The sequence below is a fragment of the Nostoc sp. C117 genome, assembly GCF_043099735.1.
Taxonomy (GTDB): Bacteria; Cyanobacteriota; Cyanobacteriia; order Cyanobacteriales; family Nostocaceae; genus Nostoc.
This window is the reverse complement of record NZ_CP170991.1, coordinates 2871690-2890687: the sequence shown is the minus strand read 5'-3', so window position 1 is coordinate 2890687 and position 18998 is coordinate 2871690. Positions and strand designations below refer to the sequence as shown.

Here is an 18998-nt window from a genome sequence, read left to right as displayed (position 1 = left end):
GTTTGTGCCACAATTCCAGCAATGCTAGTGGTCGATAGAGCAATACCTACTTAGGCTGGATTCCAATGACGATCTGCTGCTAAGAAAATTGCCAAGTAAGGTTCAAAAACATCTCGCACATCGCCCAAAGAAAGGTTGAGTCGATCCAAACTACGAACAGATGTGTGTGCTTTTAGAATTATCCAAACAATGTTTATAACGACCAAAAAGCAGGTTATTAATCTTGCGTTTAAGTTTTTGCATAAATCTGCTTTGGTGTGATTTAGTTACTATTAAAATATAAATTTTAATAAGATAACACATTATTTATCTCATTCTTAAGACTGATTTTTAGTAAAAAAATTAACTAAAATAGATGATTTAAGTATGATTTTCTAGTCGGAAATTTGACGTTAGCAAAAAGATATAAATAACATACCTTGATTAGTAAAGTTTTTAGTGAGAACAAACAGACTTTAGTTTTTGATACCTGATGTTCGGAGAGTTTTAATCAACACTAATCATACTGTAGGTAGAGCCAAAACAAATGAGAGAATATCCAAAATAGAGTTACAAATATTAATAGTTTCCGATGGTGGATGAAATCTTGTGTAGCTGCTCCTGGAGATGGAAAAATGGTTTTTATGGAAAGTAAACGCTTGCTCTTCGTTGCTGACTTTCCATCTGTACAGATCGAGAAAGACTTTTCTCAAACTTTAGTCCAAATACCACCGTCACCGCATTGTGAAGTTTGTGTAATTGTTCCAGTTCGCAATGAAGCTCAGACGTTGGCAGCAACCCTTACTGCCTTGATACATCAAGTCGATCTACAAGGACAGTTTTTAGATCCCAGACGCTACGAAATAATTTTGTTGGCAAATAATTGTAGCGATGATTCAGCAGCTATAGCCCGGAGTTTCGCGGAGCAACATCCAGATATAGCACTGCATGTAGTGGAAAAAACTCTGCCTCCGGCACTTGCCTATATTGGTCGAGTGCGTCAGATTTTAATGGATGAAGCATACCGCCGTTTGTGTAGCTTAGGACGCACAAGGGGGGTAATTGCTTCAACTGATGGAGACTCGCAGGTAAGCCCAACCTGGATTGCTGCCAATCTGTATGAAATTAACCGTGGTGCTGATGCTGTAGGTGGGCGAATTCTTGTTGAACGCGCTGGGCGTGCGGATCTACACCCTTACGCCAGAGCTTGCTATCTGCGTGAAGTAGGCTACCGCTATTTAGTAACCAAGTTAGAAACTTATCTCGATCCCGACCCCTATGATAGATTTCCCGGACATTATCAACACTATGGAGCAAGTTTGGCAGTAACAGCAGAAATGTATGCACTGGCGGGAGGCTTACCACCAGTGCGGACTCCTGAAGATGTAGCTTTTTACCGTGCTTTGGTACGGGTAAATGCCCGTTTTCGCCACAGTTCTCTAGTGCGAGTAGTAACTTCGGCCAGACAAATTGGACGTACCAATGTTGGTTTAGCAAATCAGCTGAATGAATGGATAGAAATGGGACGGCAGCAGCAAACATTTGTAGTCGAGCCAGCAGAGGCTATCGAAACTCGTTTTGTTGCCCGCCGCCAATTACGAGTGATGTGGTGGTGCGTTCTTAATGGCTATCAGCCAGATCGTAAGAGCGTCGTATGCTTGGCAGAGATGCTGGGAGTTTCAGTCCAATGGCTTTTAGAAAAATTGACTCAACCTTATACCTTTGGTCAGTTGTTTGAACAAGTCGAAGAACGCCAGCAGTCAGAACAAATTTGGGCTTCGCGCTGGAAATTTGTGGAAATTGAACAAGCAATTGGAGACTTGCGCTTGCGTCTTGAGAGTTTACGGCTCAGTTGCAGCAAACTCCACGGAAATTCGACCCAGAATGATTTGGAACTAACTAAAGAGCTTTACCCTACGAAAAGCCTAGAAAATGGGGGTCTTAAACCCTTGATCTAAGCGCGTCACAGAACAACCAATCACACTGATCGTTTTACCTCAGCAGAGGGCAGTTTTCCGTAAGCTCAAACTACTCTCCGCAATAACTGCCTTTTTTGGTAAAACTATATCTCAAAAAATAAGGCTCATTTTATAGAAAAGGACAAGAAGATTGGGAGACAATTCCCCTTGTCTATTTCTTCAATTCTCAGACTCGCTCGAATAAATCAAGTCGATATTCTTCATCCCGTTGACCTTTTAAATGCCGCAGTTTATTTGGGGTTAACTCAAAAAACGAGTCATGAACTTCATCCCCACTCAAGGGATAATCACGGGCATAGAGTGTCCAATGAACTAAAAGTAGATGTCCTCCAGGTTCCAGGTGTTCCAGAATGTACTGTTGGGATTTTTTCAGGTCTTCCCAGCACCAGTAATAGCCGACTTCTGAGACTAGGGTCAAATCAAATATTTCATTAGGATATTGCTCTGGGACACGCATAATCTGGAACTTGACATTGGAGAGATGCTGACAGCGCTCTTTTGCTCTATCCTGCGCCAATTTTGATACATCAACTGAGAGCAGTGAGTCACAACGTTCTTGCAGTTTTTCAGTTAAAACGCCAATGGAACCACCGATTTCAAAGGCAGACCGATAGCGCTCTTTGGGTAAAGCTGCGATTGTGGCAGCATATTTGTTAGCTTCGTAAACACTTGTCTCAAACTTCCACGGGTCAGGATCTTCGCTGTAGAGTTTATCAAAGTAGCTGGGTGGTAGGGAATTAGATTGTAACGGGTTCATTGGTTTTCCTCTATATAAACTTCCCAAGGATGAGTAAAGTTTGCTAACATTTCGGGAGTTAGGCGAAAGCCTTCTGGATCATCATCAATTAAGTTTGTAGTTTGGGAACGATAAGCAGCGATCGCTTGCTGTTTTAACTCCACCACTGCGCTAATATTCAACCGCCAGGTTGTCACCTCAATATCTCCTGGCAGACTCTCTCTTTGGTCACAGTCCCAATCCCAAATCGGATACTCAATCAATCGGGGGGATAAGGGTAAGTCATCCAGCACTGTGTGAATTAACTTCCACGTCGCTCGGTGGTCTGGGTGAGGGTCATATCGCCAGGGTAAAAAGATAATTTGTGGGGCGATTTCTGTAATGTAAGCACGACAACTAGCTACTGCACTTTGATACTGTGTTGAAATTGACCCATCCTGCATTCTACAGAAGGTGACATCATTCACCTCTACACCCAGCAATTTTAATGCTGATAGCGTTTCTGCTTCCCGCAGAGCTAGGAGTTTAGCTGCGAGATATTTCTGGGAACGAGGGTGTGAAAGAGTACCATCACTGATGACTAAAACTTGCACATGACAATTTAAAGACCGTAACAGAGCGATCGCACCTCCACAACCTAATGTTTCATCATCAGGATGGGGGGCGACAATCAATGCCGGACTACTGGCAATCTCGTCAACTGAACGCCAAGGCAAAACATTAGGATTGTCTAGTGGTAATGCAATCAAGCCGAATTCATTCATCATTCCAAAGTATTGAAGCCGGATTACTTTCATGCAAGACGTATTGCCCGACATTTGCCAAGGCCGCATCAAAAGCAGGTTGACGCAGATATAGAGTCAAATCTCGGATAATTCGTTCCATCGGATTTGGTGGTAGTAAGCCGCGAGTTCCCACAGAACGTTGACACAAATGCATCACATCAATGCAAATTTGTTCAATTGCTGTCCTGACCATGTTGGCATAGGCGACGAGTTGGTTTGCTTGCGGGTGAACAACAGTGCGATCGCCACCAAACACTGGTGCATAGGCTGCTACTCGATCCGCAGCCCCTCGCAGCCAGAGATTACCACTTTCAATGGCGATCGCCATTCTGCCAAGACGTTCCTGTTGATATGGATCGTTTGTATATTCCAACTTTTGCAGATACTGACGAGTTAGGTTAAACAGTGCTTCTGCCCCACCTAGTTGTACAGCAGCAAACCGAATCACCCCAACAGATAACCAAGGCTGTCGATAGTAATCTCCTGGCTGGCCGATTAAATAGCTCTGCTCCAACTCGACACCGCTAAAATCCACTTTGTAACTAGCAGTAGCTCGCATTCCAGAAGGTTGCCACCAAGCGGGATCGCTAACTGTTGTCACTTCGTCCATTGGGACAATGCACATTTGCCAACCGCCTTCTGGCAATACTCCATTCACGAAAGGACGTTCAACATAGCCAGTACCTGTACAAAACGTTTTAGAACCTTCCAGCCGATAACGCCCATTCTCACAAGGAATTATCTTCACACCATCAGAGGCTTCAGCATTCCAAACGCCAAATATTTTGTGGCGATCGCGGGCATCATGGGCGCAGCTTGTGATTTGTTCTATAGAACCAAAGGTCTGAATCAGTTGCAGGGCGTTGATATGTCCTTCATAAATTCGGCCAACTGCCAGATTGCCATACCCTATCTGCTTTAATAGCATTAAAAGCTCGTAGGTAACATTAGCATCAATTCCTGCACCCCATCCGCCTAATTCTTTCGCTAATGGTGCAGCCAATAACCCAGCCTTAGCAATTAGCTCAAACTCTTGCTTGGGAAAAGCAGTATTGCAATCTATAGCAGTGGCATTGTTTAAACAATAATCCGCAATTTCTCTGGCACGTTTTAGATCCAGAGCAATGTCGGAACTATGCCATTTGGGAATGACGACATTCTTTAATAATTGGATGCTAATAGCCGACTCCTTTCTGTAATATTTCTTTATATCTTGTTAATAGTAATTAAGTTAAATCGGTTAGCATCTCTATCTTTTGTATGATTATATATTCAACAAAAGGGAGATTATTGTATGCAGAAATTATTTTTTGCGTATGGCAATGAAGTATACTTTCATTGGAGATGCATTTTGCTGTTGATTTTCTTCATCCTCCCATATTCTCTATTTCACTCAAGTTCTAACCACTATATTGCTACTCTAGAAGTAACTGTAGAAAGTAAAATTATCAGCTTCAAAGCTATTAGAAAGAGTTTCTAGCGGCATTTATAAACAAATTACCACCAAGTTAATTAAAAGTTTGGTGGTAATTAAATAGTAGTCATTATTAAAAAAATAATAAAATAGCTCTGTAGGTCAGGCGATCGCAAGGATCGGAGTCGGTAGCATAAGTACTTTATTCTTTAGAAGCCTTTGTTGGAAGCCTTTGTAATTGTAAGAAAATTATATACCCTCAAAATACCCAAATTTCAGCAGAAATAAACTGAAAAGCACACCTTTGAATTTCTCTCCAGGCAGGTGGGGTATTCAATTCACTTGATATTACTAGCAATTACTTTCATCTCAGGTATGGGTTAAATTCACTTGAAGGTACTAGCCTTTGTGTTCTCTTCAGGTGGGGGTTAAGTCAAAATTTACTAAGATAACTTTTTATATTGACTTCTTTGACTATAGTCTGCATAAATCATAAGCTTCAGACCCTATAGTGTCAATATTTACTCAATAATTTACATAACTTAATATATTCGGCTTGACTTAACTTGCATAAACTTGCATAATATCTAAGCTAAGATAATTTATAGAACTAATTAGAAAGCTTAAACTAGCTTACCTAATGAGGATTCTGGGGTTATAGCGCAGTTGGTAGCGCACCTCAATGGCATTGAGGGGGTCAGCGGTTCGAATCCGCTTAGCTCCATTTTTTAAAGATATTAGTTTTCTTTGTGTCTAAATTGATTATTCCTTAGTCTGTATTTTAATGACAAAGGTCTAAAATATTGTGTTTTAGCAAACAGGCTCAAGAAAAGCATTATCTATTTATACTTTTGTACTGAGCTAGTAGCCAAAATCGGGTAAAACTTAACTGGGATTAATAATTTTCTACTTTGTAGAAAATTAATTTTCATCTAGAGTAGGACAAAGATACCTGCTGTTGACCAGATAAACAAAAGCTATATCAAGCCTCTGGCTCATAGCTATAGGAAACCAACTTTAACTATTGAGAGTCTGGTTTCAAAATGGGTAACAGCACCATTCCCCATCAGCTTGATCACCTATGCTAAAAGTTATGCACTCGGCCACCAACTCAGCCACTCCAAATGCCCAGTGGGAGGATCTAATCAAGCTTCCAGCCCCAAACACAGTTCAATGGGACAATATAAAAACCCAATTAGACTTGGTGCTGTTGGCGCTAGAAACCTTAACTGGGATTGGTTCTGAGGCTATGCTTTCGGCGGCAACTGATTTAAATTTAGAGTCAAGAGTGCCAGACCGCGTAGCTTTATGGCGACTGCGCCAATCAAATCCCCTACGCAAAGGTCAAGGAGGGCGAAAAAAACTAGATGTAGAAGAAGCGCGATCGCTTGTTCTTATCATTTGCTACCTAGCCAAACAGCACCAAGAATTGATTCGTCGCGCTGTTAGCCTGTTAGAACAAATGGCAGAAAGTAACCGGGAACCTCACCAGGCTGCTTTACTTGGAGATTATATTGATGCATTTTGCAACACCTACCAAGAGCGGATGGAAGAGGATGAGCAAATCTCAACGGATTTACTTAGCAACCTGGCACTAAAACTGCTTGTAGATATACTTTTTTACAGTGCCCCTGGTGGGCATCGCCGTCTCTGGCTAGCACTTATAGACCGTTCTGTAAAATTTTAAATTTGACATTTGAGATTCCTCAACCAAAATTCGCTTGTGATTTGTTTGCTAGGTCGAGAAACCCTTTTGATAGTCTTTAACCCTTGGGAAATACCCTATCAGCATTGGTTCCTCCTTGCACATCAGTTTGGATAAAAAAGAACCTGACAAAGTTCTGAGTAGAGAAATCCACTGTTGCAACTTTTATTTCCAAGCAACTGACTTAACTTTTGTCTCCGACACGCTACGCGAACGCAAAATCCCAAATAGTCTTCCTCGCAGTTCCTGCCATGCCTCTATCAAATACTGTGATTCGTCGCTACACACCCCCTACTTGTACGCTAGAAGTATTCGCACAAAGCTCACCTTTGTCCCGTTGGATGGGGAAAACTGTCCTCAAGCAGCTCAGCTTTGAACTGCGTTTTGACGATCCCCGACTACCAGAAGAACACAGAATTCCCATTCGGGGCGATCGCAACCAACTCGAAGCTTTGTCTGATGCTGTCACCAGCTATGTACAAGAATTCCTTCAACAGTCTCCCGAAAGCTTTTGGGTGAGTTTCTCTGGTACCCAACAATCAAGCACAGCACTGGATGAGCCAAAATTAGGGCTATCAACAAAAACATTAAATTCTTTTAGTACCCAAATTCCAGGGGCAAATATATATTTAGAACCCAGCAGTTATTTAACTCACAAGCTATTTCTTGGTTCTCTCGCCAACCAGACATCTGGTTCAGTGATTCAGCTGAGTCTGTTACAACTATTTGACTTGGCCAGTGCTTTAGATGAATACTCGACCGATGTTATGGCACTACCAACTCTCAACAACAGGAGTTCAAATATGAGCTTTCCTGCTTGGGCGCCTATTGCCGCAGTCTTAGTATTAGCTGTGGGCTTTTTACCAGTGACCTGGCAATATGCCAATAACATCAGGGAAAAACAGCAGACAGCTAAAACACCAGATTCATCTGAGTCCAAGATTGCTCTAGAACCTTCACCATCACTAAGCTTTCCCACACCTCAACCCGGACTCACTACCCCACCAGATAATTTGCTTGGTTCCACTCCTCCACCTCCAGCATCTACTTTGCCCCAAGCACCGCTAACAGTCCCCGGTTCCAGTTTCTCTACAGCACCAGCTGTATTGCCAAATAATCCACTGACCATACCCCAAGGGAAAACTCCAACTTTTCCTCGAAATGGAGCCGCATCATCTAGCAAAATACCCAGCCAGCAAATTGCTACTCTACCAAATCTGGGACAGAATCTCACAGGATTAAATTCCCAAACTGATGCTCTCCCTAAGAGACGGAATTTACCATCTAGTGTATCTTCTAGCACCACTAGCTTATCACCCAATATCCCGCCTGTAGTCCCACCCCGAATTGCCACCATACCAAATAATAGACGTTTCAATACCCCTGTCCAAGGCTCCCCGTTAAGTTCACAACAACTGGACGAAACAATCAGCGCCCTACAAGCAGCTTCTTCTGCAAATAAACCCTCCTCAGAACCTCCCTCTTCTAAAACAACTGAAAATAATCCATTTATCGATCAATTAGGGGGCGAACGCAAAACTCCCACATCAACAGAAGTAGCAACCGGTACATTATTTGATACACCTCAAGTAGCAGAAGCTAGAGAATACATTACAAAGCGTTGGCAACCACCAACAGGATTAGGACAAACGTTAGAATACAGTTTGATAGTCGGTGTTGACGGCACAATTGAACGAATTTTTCCCCTGAATAAGGCAGCAAGAGAATACGTTGATAGCGCTGGAATGCCTGAAGTTGGTAAACCCTTCGTTTCCGCCAATAAACGGGGACAAAATGTCAGAATTCGAGTTGTTCTCAGTCCTGATGGTAAAGTACAAACCTTTCCAGATGAATAATTTAGAGGATTTCTGAGAAGTATCAAATATTTGTTGATTCTCCCTAACCCCCTTAAAAAAGGGGGGAAATAAGAGTATTAATATCCCCCAATTTATCAGGGGATTTAGAGGGATTTCCAAGGGTTTTACCAATTTGAAAAAAAATGCGACAAATAAATCATCTGTAGAGACGCGATTCATCGCGTCTTCACCCAAGGATCTGTTGCAATCATTAATTTAATTGGTATTATTCGTATACAAAATAAAAACAAAAGGACTGGTAGAAGCAGTCCTTTATGATATTGATTTAAATTTTTTATCTTAATAACGGGATTTTTTGGTCTTTAACTTTTGCTTTTTACGCCGGCGTTCGCTAGCAGAAACCGCCTGTTCTACCGGATAACCCACTACAGGAATTACCTGATATTTGCGCTCCTCTTCTAACTTTTTAAGTTCAGTGTAATCAACCCAGTGAATGCAATCAACCGGACAAGTATCGATCGCTTCTTGGATAATGTCCTGGGCGTCGCCATCTTGGCGAACCACACGCGATCGCCCATAATCTGGTTCAATGTAAAAAGTGTTACGCGCAACATGAGCGCAGTGCTTACAACCAATACAGGTGATTTCGTCAACATAAACACCGTTTTGGCGAAGCATACCGCCCAATTCCGGTTCTAAACCAGAACGCTCTGGGGCATCCCGTAAAAAACCCCCTAATTCTGGTTCTAAACCGGACCGGTTCTCTTCTTGTTCTTCTGGCGACGGCAGAAAATCAGCCATTACGCACTCCAGCGCTGTACTACCAGGCGAATGGAACCATCTTCATTTTTTTGTTGTTCAGCGACTTGAAAGCCAACACGAGCAGTTTCTTTCACAACTGTTTGGTAAGCATAGCGCTGTGTTACCTGGCGCAAAAATCCATCCACAGATAAATCTTGTTGCCAATATTGCAAGTCAGCTACAAGTTCATATTCCTTGCCATTCCATCTAAAGCCAATATCATAGCCATTTTCCTGCTCAATACTAACTTCCGCAGGATGGGTTTGACCGCGATAGCCGCGTACTTCGCGTGGACCTGGTTTCCAGTCTATGCCCAATTCAGTCAGAGCGTCTTTTAAAGAATCAAGGTTACGGATTTGAGTCTTAATTTGGCTAAAGTGTGACATGGTGGTTTAAATTAAATGACACTAAACTACGTGAAAACTTACCAATCGCTGTAAGTGCTTTGCGTATTCGCCACATTCGATTGCTGCACCTTCGCGGCGAAGTATTCTGAGGTTGGCTCATGCTTAAGTACTAGCCCCAGCTGTGCTTCTATTGCGGCTGTAACTTCAGCGCAAGAAGCACCCACAATACCAGTGACTTTTTCTTGTACCCGACCATCTGGATAAATTATGAACTCTAATGTCTCCATGCTCTTGGCCAACCACTATGAAATACGTTTGAATTGTACTGCCTTAAGAAAAGGCTATAAATATAGCTATCGGAACATTTTTACTTAGATACAAACTTACCATTTGTTAACTAATGTTCCATCTCTCAACATATATATCTCAGAATCTTTACAAAACTTATTAATTTTATTAGCAGTCACATCAGTCTTTAGTTAGTCTCTCTTAACCTCCTCAATTAGTCAAGGTAACAAGTGACTTTACTGACTAGGCTGCAAAAGTCCTAAAAATAAGCACTAGAAGTAGTATAGCCAGCTCAATAAGTTACAAAAATATAAAAATTATTGAAAAAGTTTATCATTACAATTAAGTTTTCCATATTTTGTTAAAAGTTAGCCACAGCTAGATAGGTATGTGGAATCTACTATTCTTCAAGATTTGTGTATGCGATCGCCTTATAGTAATTAATTTAACCCATCAATGACTTAGCTGCACTGACATCAAACTTAGAGAACTCCAAGAAATAAAAACAGCCGCTTGAAGTTGTTGGCTGTGGTCATTGAATCTCGACTCACTTCGACGCCCTCAGTGCAAATCGCTCGATTTGAGCGTTGGTCATTGAGCGTAGTCGAAGTTTTGACTGTGAACGGAGGGATATTTTTTTATTTGCAAGTCCCTTAATTACGTCAAACCCATAGGTTCACTAACGATTTCTGTGCTTGCTATCATTACTAGTTAATATACGAACAGTTACCGTATATATACTAATTTTAATTGACAAAAATCAAAGGGCGATGCACAAGTTTTAGTCGGCAAGTATCTCAGCCAAGGTATTAAGTACTTAATTGGTATTGATTATTTACTACCTTAGATTCCAACAGGATAGAGCCGCTAGAGCTAGTGGTAAAGTTCTAAAATTAAGAAGTATTAAATCAATTTGAGGACTTTATGGCTGCAAAAGTAGAAATTTACACTTGGAGAACTTGCCCATTTTGCATTCGTGCCAAAAGTTTGCTAAATAACAAGGGTGTTGAATTTATCGAATACAGCATTGATGGAGATGAAGTAGCGAGAAATAAAATGTCTCAAAGAGCCAATGGACGCCGTTCTTTACCACAGATTTTCATCAATGACGAGCATATTGGTGGTTGTGATGATATCCATGCTTTAGACAGTGAAGGAAAGCTGGATGAGCTACTAACTTCTAGCAGCGTTTAGATTCAGGAGGTATTGCGTCGCTGGCCACAAGCCAGTAGATATACACGGCAGTCGCTACACTATCGAAAAGCAATGCGCTGCCTTGTTTCTGGATTCTTTCCCTAGAAATCTTCGCTTTTAAGCGAGAACTTAGCAGTACACATGTACCTCAATTGGTAAGCTCGTCAAAAGATAATAATTGAATAACCATTTAATTTTCTGGTGATTGAGGTAGAAAGGGTGAAACTGGCTTTTATCATTGATCCCATCCATCTGCTTGACCCGTGTCATGATACCAGTGTTGCTCTGATGGAAGCAGCGCAAATCCTGGGACATGAAGTTTGGGTAACTCAAGCAAATCTGCTGAGTGTGCTGGAGAGCAAAGCTTGGGCTGTCCTACAGCGATTAGAACTTATACCAGTGCAATTGCTGGAGGGACGCTGGGTAGCGGCGAATCCTTGGTATAAGTTAAGCGAGTCTTATTTGGTCTCTTTAGAAACAATGGATGCCGTATTTATGCGGACAGATCCACCAGTGAATGATTCCTATCTTTATGCTACTTATATTCTTGATTACATTGACCAAAATAAAACTTTGGTCGTTAACAGTCCTAGCGGTATCCGAGGGGCTAATGAAAAAATGTACGCCCTTCAGTTTACTAAAGCAATTCCAGAAACCATTGTCAGTGCTGATAAGCAGTTTATCCGGCAATTTGTGGAAGCAAAGGGATCTGCGGTTCTCAAACCATTGGGTAACAAAGCTGGGGAAGGGATTTTGATTTTGCAATCAGGCGATCGCAATTTTAACTCCATTGTTGAACTCAGTACTCTCCAAGGTAAAGTACCAGTAATGGTGCAGACCTATTTACCCCAAGCAAAAGAAGGAGATAAGCGGATTATCTTGCTCAATGGCGAACCGATTGGCGCGCTTAATCGCCTCTCTAGCGGAACTGATTTTCGCAATAATATGGCAACTGGTGGTACAGTCGCTCAAACCGAAATTACTCCTAGAGAGCATGAAATCTGCACCCAAATAGCCGGACGTTTACGCCAGGACGGCTTAATTTTTGTGGGTATTGACATTATCGGTGGCTACCTGACTGAAGTTAACGTCACCAGCCCTACCGGAATTCGTGAGATTGACCGCCTAGATGGTACTCGGCTCGGTCATCAGGTTATTCAATGGATTGAACAAACTGTGGAAGAATAGAAAATATAGTGTCAACTTAAGCCCTGGCGAATAGAATTCGCGGGTACACAGGCAAAGTCCGCCTCCTCGGACTAACGAAAATTAAGGGTTTGAAACCCAGGTCGGTGGGTAAAGTTTAGTGTAGACGTGGTTTCTAACCGCCCGTTTCGCATTAAGCAGTTAGAGAGACGCGATAAATCGCCGTCTCTACAGGGAATTTATCCATCAATTATTTATTGACAGACTACTACTTATCATTGTTTTCTGGTATTGGATTGCGATCGCACTTTTCCCTAAATTCCCAAAAGGCGATCGCCATCGACTTAAATATCAATTATCCTACCCAGATATGAAAGGTCTTGGAATCGAATCCGCTTTGATTTGCAGAACTTGTCTGTATATATAGCCCTCTTGTGTCACTATCGCGGTAGTATAATAATGTACAAAACCTAGAACGAAGACACAGAGCATGGTAGAGCCTCGTTCACCCATTAAAACCGTGAAGTTTGTGGATGAATATTGCTTGTGGTATAAAAACCTGTTTTCAGATGTTAGGAATTTTGAAGCTTTCAAATATCTACATATAGGATGTATTTCTGATTTAAAACGGAAAAGTCTACCTGAAATAGCGAAAATTGTTGGACTAGATAACTATCAAGGACTACACCATTTCTTAACTACATCATCATGGTCAGTAGAACAGTTAAGAGCTTTGCGATTGAAATTAATTTTAGAGGTATTAAAAGGTAGACCAATCATTTTAATTATTGATGAAACAGGAGATAAAAAGAAAGGTAACACTACAGACTATGTGAAACGGCAGTATATAGGCAATCTAGGAAAAGTAGAGAATGGAGTTGTGGCAGTCACCGCGTATGGTGTGTTCTGTGGGATGACTTTTCCACTACTGTTTGAAGTATACAAGCCAAGAGAAAAATTAAAGCCAGGAGATAAATATCTGACTAAGCCTCAAATTGGGGCAATGCTAATCAGAAAGCTACAGTTAATGGGGTTCAAATTCAACTTGGTACTGGCTGATAGTTTATATGGAGAGAGTGGGACGAATTTCATATCAGTGCTAGATGAACTTGATTTAAATTATTTAGTGGCGATTCGCTCAAACCATTCTGTAGACTTACTTAAAGGGCAGTACACTCAATACTTAAAGTGGCAAAGGTTTAAAAGGGTGTTCTCTGACTTAAGCAGTGAGAATCGGTTTATTCGAGAAATAATTCACGGCAAACGTGGAGAACATAAGTATTGGCAAATTACTACAGACACGGATAACTTACCTGGAAACTCTACCTGGTATGTGATGAGCAAATATCCCGACATCACACCTAGAGAGGTTGGGAATTTTTATGGGTTAAGAACATGGGTAGAATATGGTTTAAAACAAAGTAAGAATGAATTAGGTTGGGCTGATTATCGTTTTACTCGCTATGAAGATATTGAACGCTGGTGGGAGATTGTTTGTAGTGCCTACCTTATGGTTAGTCTTCATTCAGAATCTCTGCGTCCTTCTCCTCCAGATTCTCAATCAGCATTCGCTTCTCACCCCTGGTGGGATAATGGTAAAGGTTGGAAGAATATTCTCAACAATCTGCGTTTAGTTATTCAACCTTTCGTTTTATTTAACCTCATATATCCCTGGTTAACAGTTTTTCCCATTCCTCAGCTTTCTTTGGGTTTTTCTCAACTTCAATCCATTGTTTATAGGCTAACTTATCCAATTTTCACCTTCCTGGCTCACCCTGAATTCTATTTTTCCTCTGCCTAAAGTGACACAACAGGGATAGTCAATAAGCTCTCTTGCAATAGGCAAGGAGAAAGAAGGCTTTTTGAGTTGTACTTAGCTTCACAAGAATCAAATATGAATCCTATACATAAATATCAGGAACAATACCGATCTATTAATACACGAGCAAATTTCTGGTGTTGTTCAGCTAGATATTGAGGATATATGAACTGAGCATTGCCCATAAAGCGATAAACCCAGCGACAAAACTCCTCCAGCGATCGCTCAGGCAATCTCACAATATAATCTACATAAGCAAATTTGCCATCTTTTCCCTTAGGTCCTGGTTTGATTTCTTGGTGAAGATGTCGCTTTTCTCCCTCTTGGATAAATCCCATTACTTCAGGGAAAAATCGAACTTTCACTTCTACAAGCTCCAATTCTCCACGGATCTCCTTTTGTTGCTCTTCTCTTAAACCCAACTTCAAGCCACAACCTGCCTTTAAGAGCCGATGAGCGATATGTAAGCTTTTCCATTGGCTATCTAAGCCGCGGCCTTTGCTATCCAGAACATTGAAGTGATCGCTAAAACGATCAATACGTGAGACTACGAGATGACCGTTGTTATAATCTTCCAGCAACAAATACCAGGCAATGTCTGCATAAATCAATTGTAAAGGATAAACTTGCTCATATCTGGTTTTGTTGGGATTGTAAGGATTACGACAGCGATAAAGCTCAACTGCTTGCCCTTTAATAATTGCTGCTTCAAGTGTATCTAGTTTTTCAAATAGTGTGCCTCGGCTTTGATATTTGCCCTTGGCCATCATTTCCACCGGATCGGTGTAGACGATAACTCGGTCTAATTGGGTTCTTACCGGATAAAGCATCTCATCTTTCAGGTTTAACCCTCCTAATCGCCGCATTAGTCTTTGATAGATCCGGTTAATTTGAGGTTCTTCCTGATATCTTGCCTGAGAGTGTAGGGCATTGAGCGCAACTTGTAACTCTTCCCGATTCATTAGACCTGTACCAACATAGTAACCCCAGCGGTAAGGTCGCCTATCCAAAAGTCCATAGCGACGAAGAGTCTTCAAATCTTTTTGGATGGTATGACACGAATATGGCGGTAGCTTTACATTTAATTCGCTTGCTACTTTTTGTAGGTACAATTGTACTATTTGCAATGTATCATGATTATTACAGTCAGATTGCATAGGATCAATACAACCAACTCCTGGGTATCGGACAAAGGTTGCAATTAATAGTAAAAGTCGCTCGAAGGCAGGAAGAGCAGCATAAGAATGCGCCATAAACTATATTTCACCCTGAAAAGTCAATAATATAAAAGTATTAACCTGTAATTTATAAAAAGTTTAAAACTTTTGCTAAGTATAGTTCCTAGAGATTTTATTTTATAGCCTCTAATACTGCCAAATAGTCGCGCTCTATCTGAACCTCTTTGTAAAATGCAGTTCAAATAGAGTTTTGGAGACTTAAAAATATGCAAATATGCCCCTCTTGCCAACATCCCTTGTCTAGCAATGGATTTTACTGTTCTAACTGTCCTCAGCAGATTCGATGTAAAAACAAAGACTGCTATGAAATACTTCTTCCCGGCGCAAAAGGATGTGTAATGTGTGGAACCCCAATAGGTGAAGGCCATAACGGATCGGCATCCAGTAATAATGGTCTTCTACCTACCGTGATGAATACATTAAAATTTTTTGAAACCAGCAAAGGCTACTCACGAGAGATTCAGGCATCTCTGAGCAACGAAGTAGGTATTAGCTGGGGTGGTGCTGCGATCGCGGCGATCGTTGGTGGACAAATGACACCTGGAAAACCACCTAATGGTCGTTCTGTGATTCGTAATTTAAGTAATGCCGAACCTCAACAACTTTCCTTATTCAACGACGAATCCGGCGAGGAGAACAATAAATCTACAATTGATACAGTTGCTCAAATTCCTGCTGCTCATGAAGGCGATACCGACAAGTTAAAACAGATTTTCCGGCACAACGGCGAACAACTACAGCTAATGGACAAGAAGAGGCTCAAAGCTGCAAACAAGAAAGATGCTGCACGCAGGTTGACCTATCTGGTTCTCTTGTATTCGTTAGATATCAATGAACGGGAGGAAATTCCTCGTGCTGAGTTGAATGAAATTCTTAAAAGAGTTGGATTCCATGATAACAACATCGTCACATGGATTAGTAAAAGTCCTGACTTGATTGTTGAGAGAAATATGGCTGGGCTAAGTCTTTCAGGAAAAGACGAAGCGCGAAAAGTTCTCGCAGAAGTATTTGATGACAAGATAAAAGGCAAGTGGGATTTAACCTCTGGTACAGCCTCACGTAGTTCTAAATCTAATGTCAAAAACGAGGAAGATTCAGAAAGCAGCAGCAAGAATGGCAAGCGCAAGAATAATGGAATGTCCAAAGAAGTGGAGCCTTGGGTAGCTAGTTGGAAATTATTTGCCTCGAATATTGATTTTTATGCAGCCATTAAAGATTGCACAGTCATGCAGAAGGGCTTGTTTAGTCTATGGGCAATTGGTAAGGCAACAAGCAATCCTGAGATAGCGGTTTCAAGCTACAAGCTCAAGCAGTTCTTGTATTTCGGACTCGGCATCGAGCTAGATGAGCGTAATTTAGAAAGACGCTTACAAGCAACTTCAGGACAAGGAAGCTTAATTAAAGTGCAGGATGGTTTCCAATTACTATCTCCTGGTTTGGCTGAGGTCGAAAGATTGATAAGCTCCACACAAAGCAATGGAACTATTGATGAATCTTCTGAAAATTCTGGTGAGGTGTGACTATGAGAAGGACATCTGAGCAATTAATTCAAGAACTTTCAACAATTATTGACTCTCACTTTGCCCATGCAGTGGTTGAATGCTATGTCGAAATGCAGCAACGATTTCTAGCTGGTGACTGGCAACCAGCAGAACTAGACGGTGGGCGGTTTTGTGAAGCGATTTCGCGTTGCTTGCTTCAAATGGATACCGGAAAGATTGATCATCGAAAATTGCCTGGTAAGATTCGTGAGGATTTATTGAACAAAAACATTCCTCATCAACTTGGCTCGAAGGATCGTTATCATTTGGCTAAAGTGATTGAGGTTGTATATGGGTTTCGCTCCGATCGCGGTGCTGTTCACATATCAACCGAGTACACTGCAAACTATATGGATTCAATGCTAGTGCTTCATGCAAGCAAATGGATTTTTGCAGAATTTCTCCGCCTAGTTTGGAATCGAGATCGAAAGGTTGTTGCAGAAACCATTGCCCAAATTGTTCAACTAGAACATTCAGTAATTCATGAATTGGATGGAAAACCTCTAGTTCTGGCAAGGGATATTTATGCAACGGATGAAGTTCTGTTGCTGCTGTATCATGCAGCCAATAATCGCTTGAGTCGGGCTGAACTACGCGAACATGCTGTCAGCCAGAACCCTCAAAATGTTAATGTTGCTATATCTAGGCTAATCAAAAGTAAGGATATTCGACCTGTTGCAGAGGATGAAGTTGCTCTCACCCCTAATGGTCAAAAACGAATCCTTGAGCAGGTATTGCCTAAACTCCTCCCCCAAAAATAGAATTCCTAGTTCAATTGCAGGGTAAGCATTTATCAAATCCCGTCTAAAATTATGGCGAAGATAGCAGATGATGTAACAAAGTGAAGATTTCTTAAAGTAGTTCCAAGTAAATAAGGCTACATGTCAGCTTCCACTTACTCTATGTTTAAGGATAAATAGATACTTTACAAGCGATCGCACAATCATGGACGACAGCAAGGCATTGTTTGACTACTGGCATGACCGAGTTCGGCTGAAAAACTCTGAGTTAATTGCAGATCCTAAACACGTCAAAACCCAGGAGCTACGCCATGATTGTACCAACTACGATGATCTTTGGCGTAGCCCTGAAGTTCAACAACTCGATGAACCAGAGCGTAGCAGAATTATTGCGATTATTAAGTACGAATGTACAGCCAAAGTTCTACAGAATCGGGCTGGTCGTCTGCGCGATCGCGCTAATGAGCTTGAAGCAGTTAGTCATGAACAAGATCAACAAAAATCTAAGCTGCTGAGTCTGATCAAAGCATTACAAGAGAAACTATTTGGTAAAGATAAAGAAATTAAGAGATTAGAAGCACGAGTTTCCTCACTAGAAGCTGAAAATGAAGCCTTACGATCTGAAGCTGAAAATAATAAAGCTAAGACTGAACTGGTTACAGAACTAGAGCAGCTTAAAAAGAAGTACAATGCGGTTGAGAAACGAAGACAAGAATTAGCTAAGAATAATCAGAGTTTAGGTGGAAAAGTTGCCCATACCAAACGGTATAAGCAGCAAAGGGACGAAGCAATAGTTTTAATTGAACAGCAGAAACAGCAAATTGCTAAGTTACTTCAAGAGAGTCAGCGTCTTCGTGAAGAGAATGAAAAACTTTATCAGAAATTCAAATAAGCAAATCGATAAAATGCTGTAAATTGGGGACGTTCGATAGTAATCATGAAACTTCAAGGGCTAAAAGCTAAAGTCTATGAGTTAGCTGGAGTAAACAATACCAAACAACTAAAGGCAAAAATGCAGGAGATTAAGACGTTAGATATGCGTCTTAAAATATCCTGGGAAAAAACTATTGTCATTCTTCAAAAACTGCAAAGCGAGTTTGAGGAGTGGTTGGAAAATCCACCTGAAGAATACAAAAATATTTTTTCTGAAATTACAGAAGCCTCTCAAAAATACGATCGGAAATCAGCGCAGAAGAAACAGTTAGCCCTAGAGGTTTTGTCAATAGCAAATAATCTTGAAGAATTAGCAGAAGAATTTCAAGATCAAGCAGAGAAAATCAAGCAAGAAGTTAAAATAACTAGACGGATTTCAAAACAAGCTAAACTAAACTAGTTTCGGTATCTGAGGACAAATAAGCAGTTGCTGTCAGTTCATGAGAAATCTAATGACTGATGGAACAACCATATTCCATCGGGTCATTAATCAGGAGATGCTGCGCGAACAGATTTGGTTGGGGTCTGATTACCCA

At 41.1% G+C, this 18998-nt stretch carries 17 protein-coding genes and 1 tRNA gene; 11 read left to right on the top strand and 7 right to left on the bottom strand.

The window, feature by feature from the left end; genetic code table 11:
* The first annotated feature begins 578 nt into the window (after nt 1-578).
* Complete coding sequence (locus ACFG4S_RS12855) at nt 579-1937, top strand: glycosyltransferase family A protein (protein ID WP_392535171.1); 1359 nt, start codon at nt 579-581, stop codon at nt 1935-1937.
* Nucleotides 1938-2124: 187 nt separating this feature from the next.
* Here the strand turns inward: ACFG4S_RS12855 and ACFG4S_RS12850 are convergent, their stop codons facing one another.
* From ACFG4S_RS12850 to ACFG4S_RS12840, 3 genes are read right to left on the bottom strand one after another with little or no spacing between them, the layout of a single operon-like run.
* Nucleotides 2125-2715, bottom strand: a complete 591-nt coding sequence (locus tag ACFG4S_RS12850; protein WP_392535170.1) for a class I SAM-dependent DNA methyltransferase — start codon at nt 2713-2715, stop codon at nt 2125-2127.
* Nucleotides 2712-3491 carry a PIG-L deacetylase family protein gene (locus tag ACFG4S_RS12845; protein WP_392535169.1) on the bottom strand — a complete coding sequence of 260 codons (780 nt, stop codon included), beginning with the start codon at nt 3489-3491 and terminating at the stop codon, nt 2712-2714. Before ACFG4S_RS12845 ends, ACFG4S_RS12850 begins: the two co-directional genes overlap by 4 nt.
* On the bottom strand, nt 3451-4542 hold the full coding sequence (locus tag ACFG4S_RS12840; protein ID WP_392535969.1) for an acyl-CoA dehydrogenase family protein: 1092 nt from the start codon (nt 4540-4542) through the stop codon (nt 3451-3453). The genes ACFG4S_RS12845 and ACFG4S_RS12840 overlap by 41 nt, the downstream gene beginning before the upstream one ends.
* A gap of 1002 nt (nt 4543-5544) precedes the next feature.
* On the opposite strand from ACFG4S_RS12840, the gene ACFG4S_RS12835 reads away from it, so the two are divergent.
* The 3 genes from ACFG4S_RS12835 (at nt 5545) to ACFG4S_RS12825 (ending at nt 8454) form a co-directional block, all read left to right on the top strand.
* Nucleotides 5545-5617, top strand: a tRNA-Ala gene (locus ACFG4S_RS12835).
* Nucleotides 5618-5974: 357 nt separating this feature from the next.
* Entirely contained in the window at nt 5975-6580 is a 606-nt protein-coding gene (locus ACFG4S_RS12830; RefSeq protein ID WP_392535168.1) for a DUF3038 domain-containing protein, read from the top strand.
* Nucleotides 6581-6849: 269 nt separating this feature from the next.
* Nucleotides 6850-8454, top strand: coding sequence for a DUF4335 domain-containing protein (locus ACFG4S_RS12825; protein ID WP_392535167.1), 1605 nt, complete (start codon nt 6850-6852; stop codon nt 8452-8454).
* Nucleotides 8455-8754: 300 nt separating this feature from the next.
* Here ACFG4S_RS12825 and ACFG4S_RS12820 read toward each other — a convergent pair whose 3' ends face one another.
* The 3 genes from ACFG4S_RS12820 to ACFG4S_RS12810 are packed head-to-tail and all read right to left on the bottom strand — an operon-like array spanning nt 8755 to nt 9850.
* The gene (locus ACFG4S_RS12820; RefSeq protein WP_392535166.1) at nt 8755-9216 is read right to left on the bottom strand and encodes a ferredoxin; all 462 of its coding nucleotides are present in this window, start codon (nt 9214-9216) and stop codon (nt 8755-8757) included.
* Nucleotides 9216-9602, bottom strand: a complete 387-nt coding sequence (locus ACFG4S_RS12815; RefSeq protein WP_392535165.1) for a DUF1257 domain-containing protein — start codon at nt 9600-9602, stop codon at nt 9216-9218. Before ACFG4S_RS12815 ends, ACFG4S_RS12820 begins: the two co-directional genes overlap by 1 nt.
* Nucleotides 9603-9640: 38 nt before the next feature.
* Nucleotides 9641-9850 (bottom strand): DUF2997 domain-containing protein, encoded by a 210-nt coding sequence (locus ACFG4S_RS12810; protein ID WP_392535164.1) that lies wholly within the window; start codon nt 9848-9850, stop codon nt 9641-9643.
* 925 nt (nt 9851-10775) lie between these two features.
* Here ACFG4S_RS12810 and grxC point away from each other — a divergent pair.
* From grxC to ACFG4S_RS12795, 3 genes are all read left to right on the top strand, one after another.
* Complete coding sequence (grxC, locus tag ACFG4S_RS12805; RefSeq protein ID WP_392535163.1) at nt 10776-11045, top strand: glutaredoxin 3; 270 nt, start codon at nt 10776-10778, stop codon at nt 11043-11045.
* A 219-nt stretch (nt 11046-11264) separates the two neighbouring features.
* The gene (gene gshB, locus ACFG4S_RS12800) at nt 11265-12233 is read left to right on the top strand and encodes a glutathione synthase (protein ID WP_392535162.1); all 969 of its coding nucleotides are present in this window, start codon (nt 11265-11267) and stop codon (nt 12231-12233) included.
* 448 nt (nt 12234-12681) lie between these two features.
* Nucleotides 12682-13992, top strand: coding sequence for an IS701 family transposase (locus tag ACFG4S_RS12795; RefSeq protein ID WP_392530234.1), 1311 nt, complete (start codon nt 12682-12684; stop codon nt 13990-13992).
* Nucleotides 13993-14105: 113 nt separating this feature from the next.
* On the opposite strand, the gene ACFG4S_RS12790 is transcribed toward ACFG4S_RS12795, so the two are convergent.
* Nucleotides 14106-15263 (bottom strand): helix-turn-helix transcriptional regulator, encoded by a 1158-nt coding sequence (locus tag ACFG4S_RS12790; protein WP_392535161.1) that lies wholly within the window; start codon nt 15261-15263, stop codon nt 14106-14108.
* A 323-nt stretch (nt 15264-15586) separates the two neighbouring features.
* Here ACFG4S_RS12790 and ACFG4S_RS12785 point away from each other — a divergent pair, with 323 nt between their 5' ends.
* The 4 genes from ACFG4S_RS12785 (at nt 15587) to ACFG4S_RS12770 (ending at nt 18862) form a co-directional block, all read left to right on the top strand.
* Entirely contained in the window at nt 15587-16768 is a 1182-nt protein-coding gene (locus ACFG4S_RS12785; protein ID WP_392535160.1) for a hypothetical protein, read from the top strand.
* Nucleotides 16769-16770: 2 nt separating this feature from the next.
* Nucleotides 16771-17550 (top strand): hypothetical protein, encoded by a 780-nt coding sequence (locus ACFG4S_RS12780; protein ID WP_392535159.1) that lies wholly within the window; start codon nt 16771-16773, stop codon nt 17548-17550.
* Between the two features lie 184 nt (nt 17551-17734).
* Nucleotides 17735-18421: a hypothetical protein gene (locus ACFG4S_RS12775; protein ID WP_392535158.1), complete on the top strand. Its 687-nt coding sequence runs from the start codon at nt 17735-17737 to the stop codon at nt 18419-18421.
* A gap of 45 nt (nt 18422-18466) precedes the next feature.
* Nucleotides 18467-18862: a hypothetical protein gene (locus ACFG4S_RS12770; protein ID WP_392535157.1), complete on the top strand. Its 396-nt coding sequence runs from the start codon at nt 18467-18469 to the stop codon at nt 18860-18862.
* Nucleotides 18863-18998: the final 136 nt, after the last annotated feature.

Bases quoted from the DNA above. Each gene is read 5' to 3' on its own strand.
- ACFG4S_RS12855 (WP_392535171.1), top strand. From the start codon at position 579: ATGAAATCTTGTGTAGCTGCTCCTGGAGATGGAAAAATGGTTTTTATG.
- ACFG4S_RS12850 (WP_392535170.1), bottom strand. From the start codon at position 2,715: ATGAACCCGTTACAATCTAATTCCCTACCACCCAGCTACTTTGATAAA.
- ACFG4S_RS12845 (WP_392535169.1), bottom strand. From the start codon at position 3,491: ATGAAAGTAATCCGGCTTCAATACTTTGGAATGATGAATGAATTCGGC.
- ACFG4S_RS12830 (WP_392535168.1), top strand. From the start codon at position 5,975: ATGCTAAAAGTTATGCACTCGGCCACCAACTCAGCCACTCCAAATGCC.
- ACFG4S_RS12825 (WP_392535167.1), top strand. From the start codon at position 6,850: ATGCCTCTATCAAATACTGTGATTCGTCGCTACACACCCCCTACTTGT.
- ACFG4S_RS12820 (WP_392535166.1), bottom strand. From the start codon at position 9,216: ATGGCTGATTTTCTGCCGTCGCCAGAAGAACAAGAAGAGAACCGGTCC.
- ACFG4S_RS12815 (WP_392535165.1), bottom strand. From the start codon at position 9,602: ATGTCACACTTTAGCCAAATTAAGACTCAAATCCGTAACCTTGATTCT.
- ACFG4S_RS12810 (WP_392535164.1), bottom strand. From the start codon at position 9,850: ATGGAGACATTAGAGTTCATAATTTATCCAGATGGTCGGGTACAAGAA.
- grxC (WP_392535163.1), top strand. From the start codon at position 10,776: ATGGCTGCAAAAGTAGAAATTTACACTTGGAGAACTTGCCCATTTTGC.
- ACFG4S_RS12795 (WP_392530234.1), top strand. From the start codon at position 12,682: ATGGTAGAGCCTCGTTCACCCATTAAAACCGTGAAGTTTGTGGATGAA.
- ACFG4S_RS12790 (WP_392535161.1), bottom strand. From the start codon at position 15,263: ATGGCGCATTCTTATGCTGCTCTTCCTGCCTTCGAGCGACTTTTACTA.
- ACFG4S_RS12785 (WP_392535160.1), top strand. From the start codon at position 15,587: ATGTGTGGAACCCCAATAGGTGAAGGCCATAACGGATCGGCATCCAGT.
- ACFG4S_RS12780 (WP_392535159.1), top strand. From the start codon at position 16,771: ATGAGAAGGACATCTGAGCAATTAATTCAAGAACTTTCAACAATTATT.
- ACFG4S_RS12775 (WP_392535158.1), top strand. From the start codon at position 17,735: ATGGACGACAGCAAGGCATTGTTTGACTACTGGCATGACCGAGTTCGG.
- ACFG4S_RS12770 (WP_392535157.1), top strand. From the start codon at position 18,467: ATGAAACTTCAAGGGCTAAAAGCTAAAGTCTATGAGTTAGCTGGAGTA.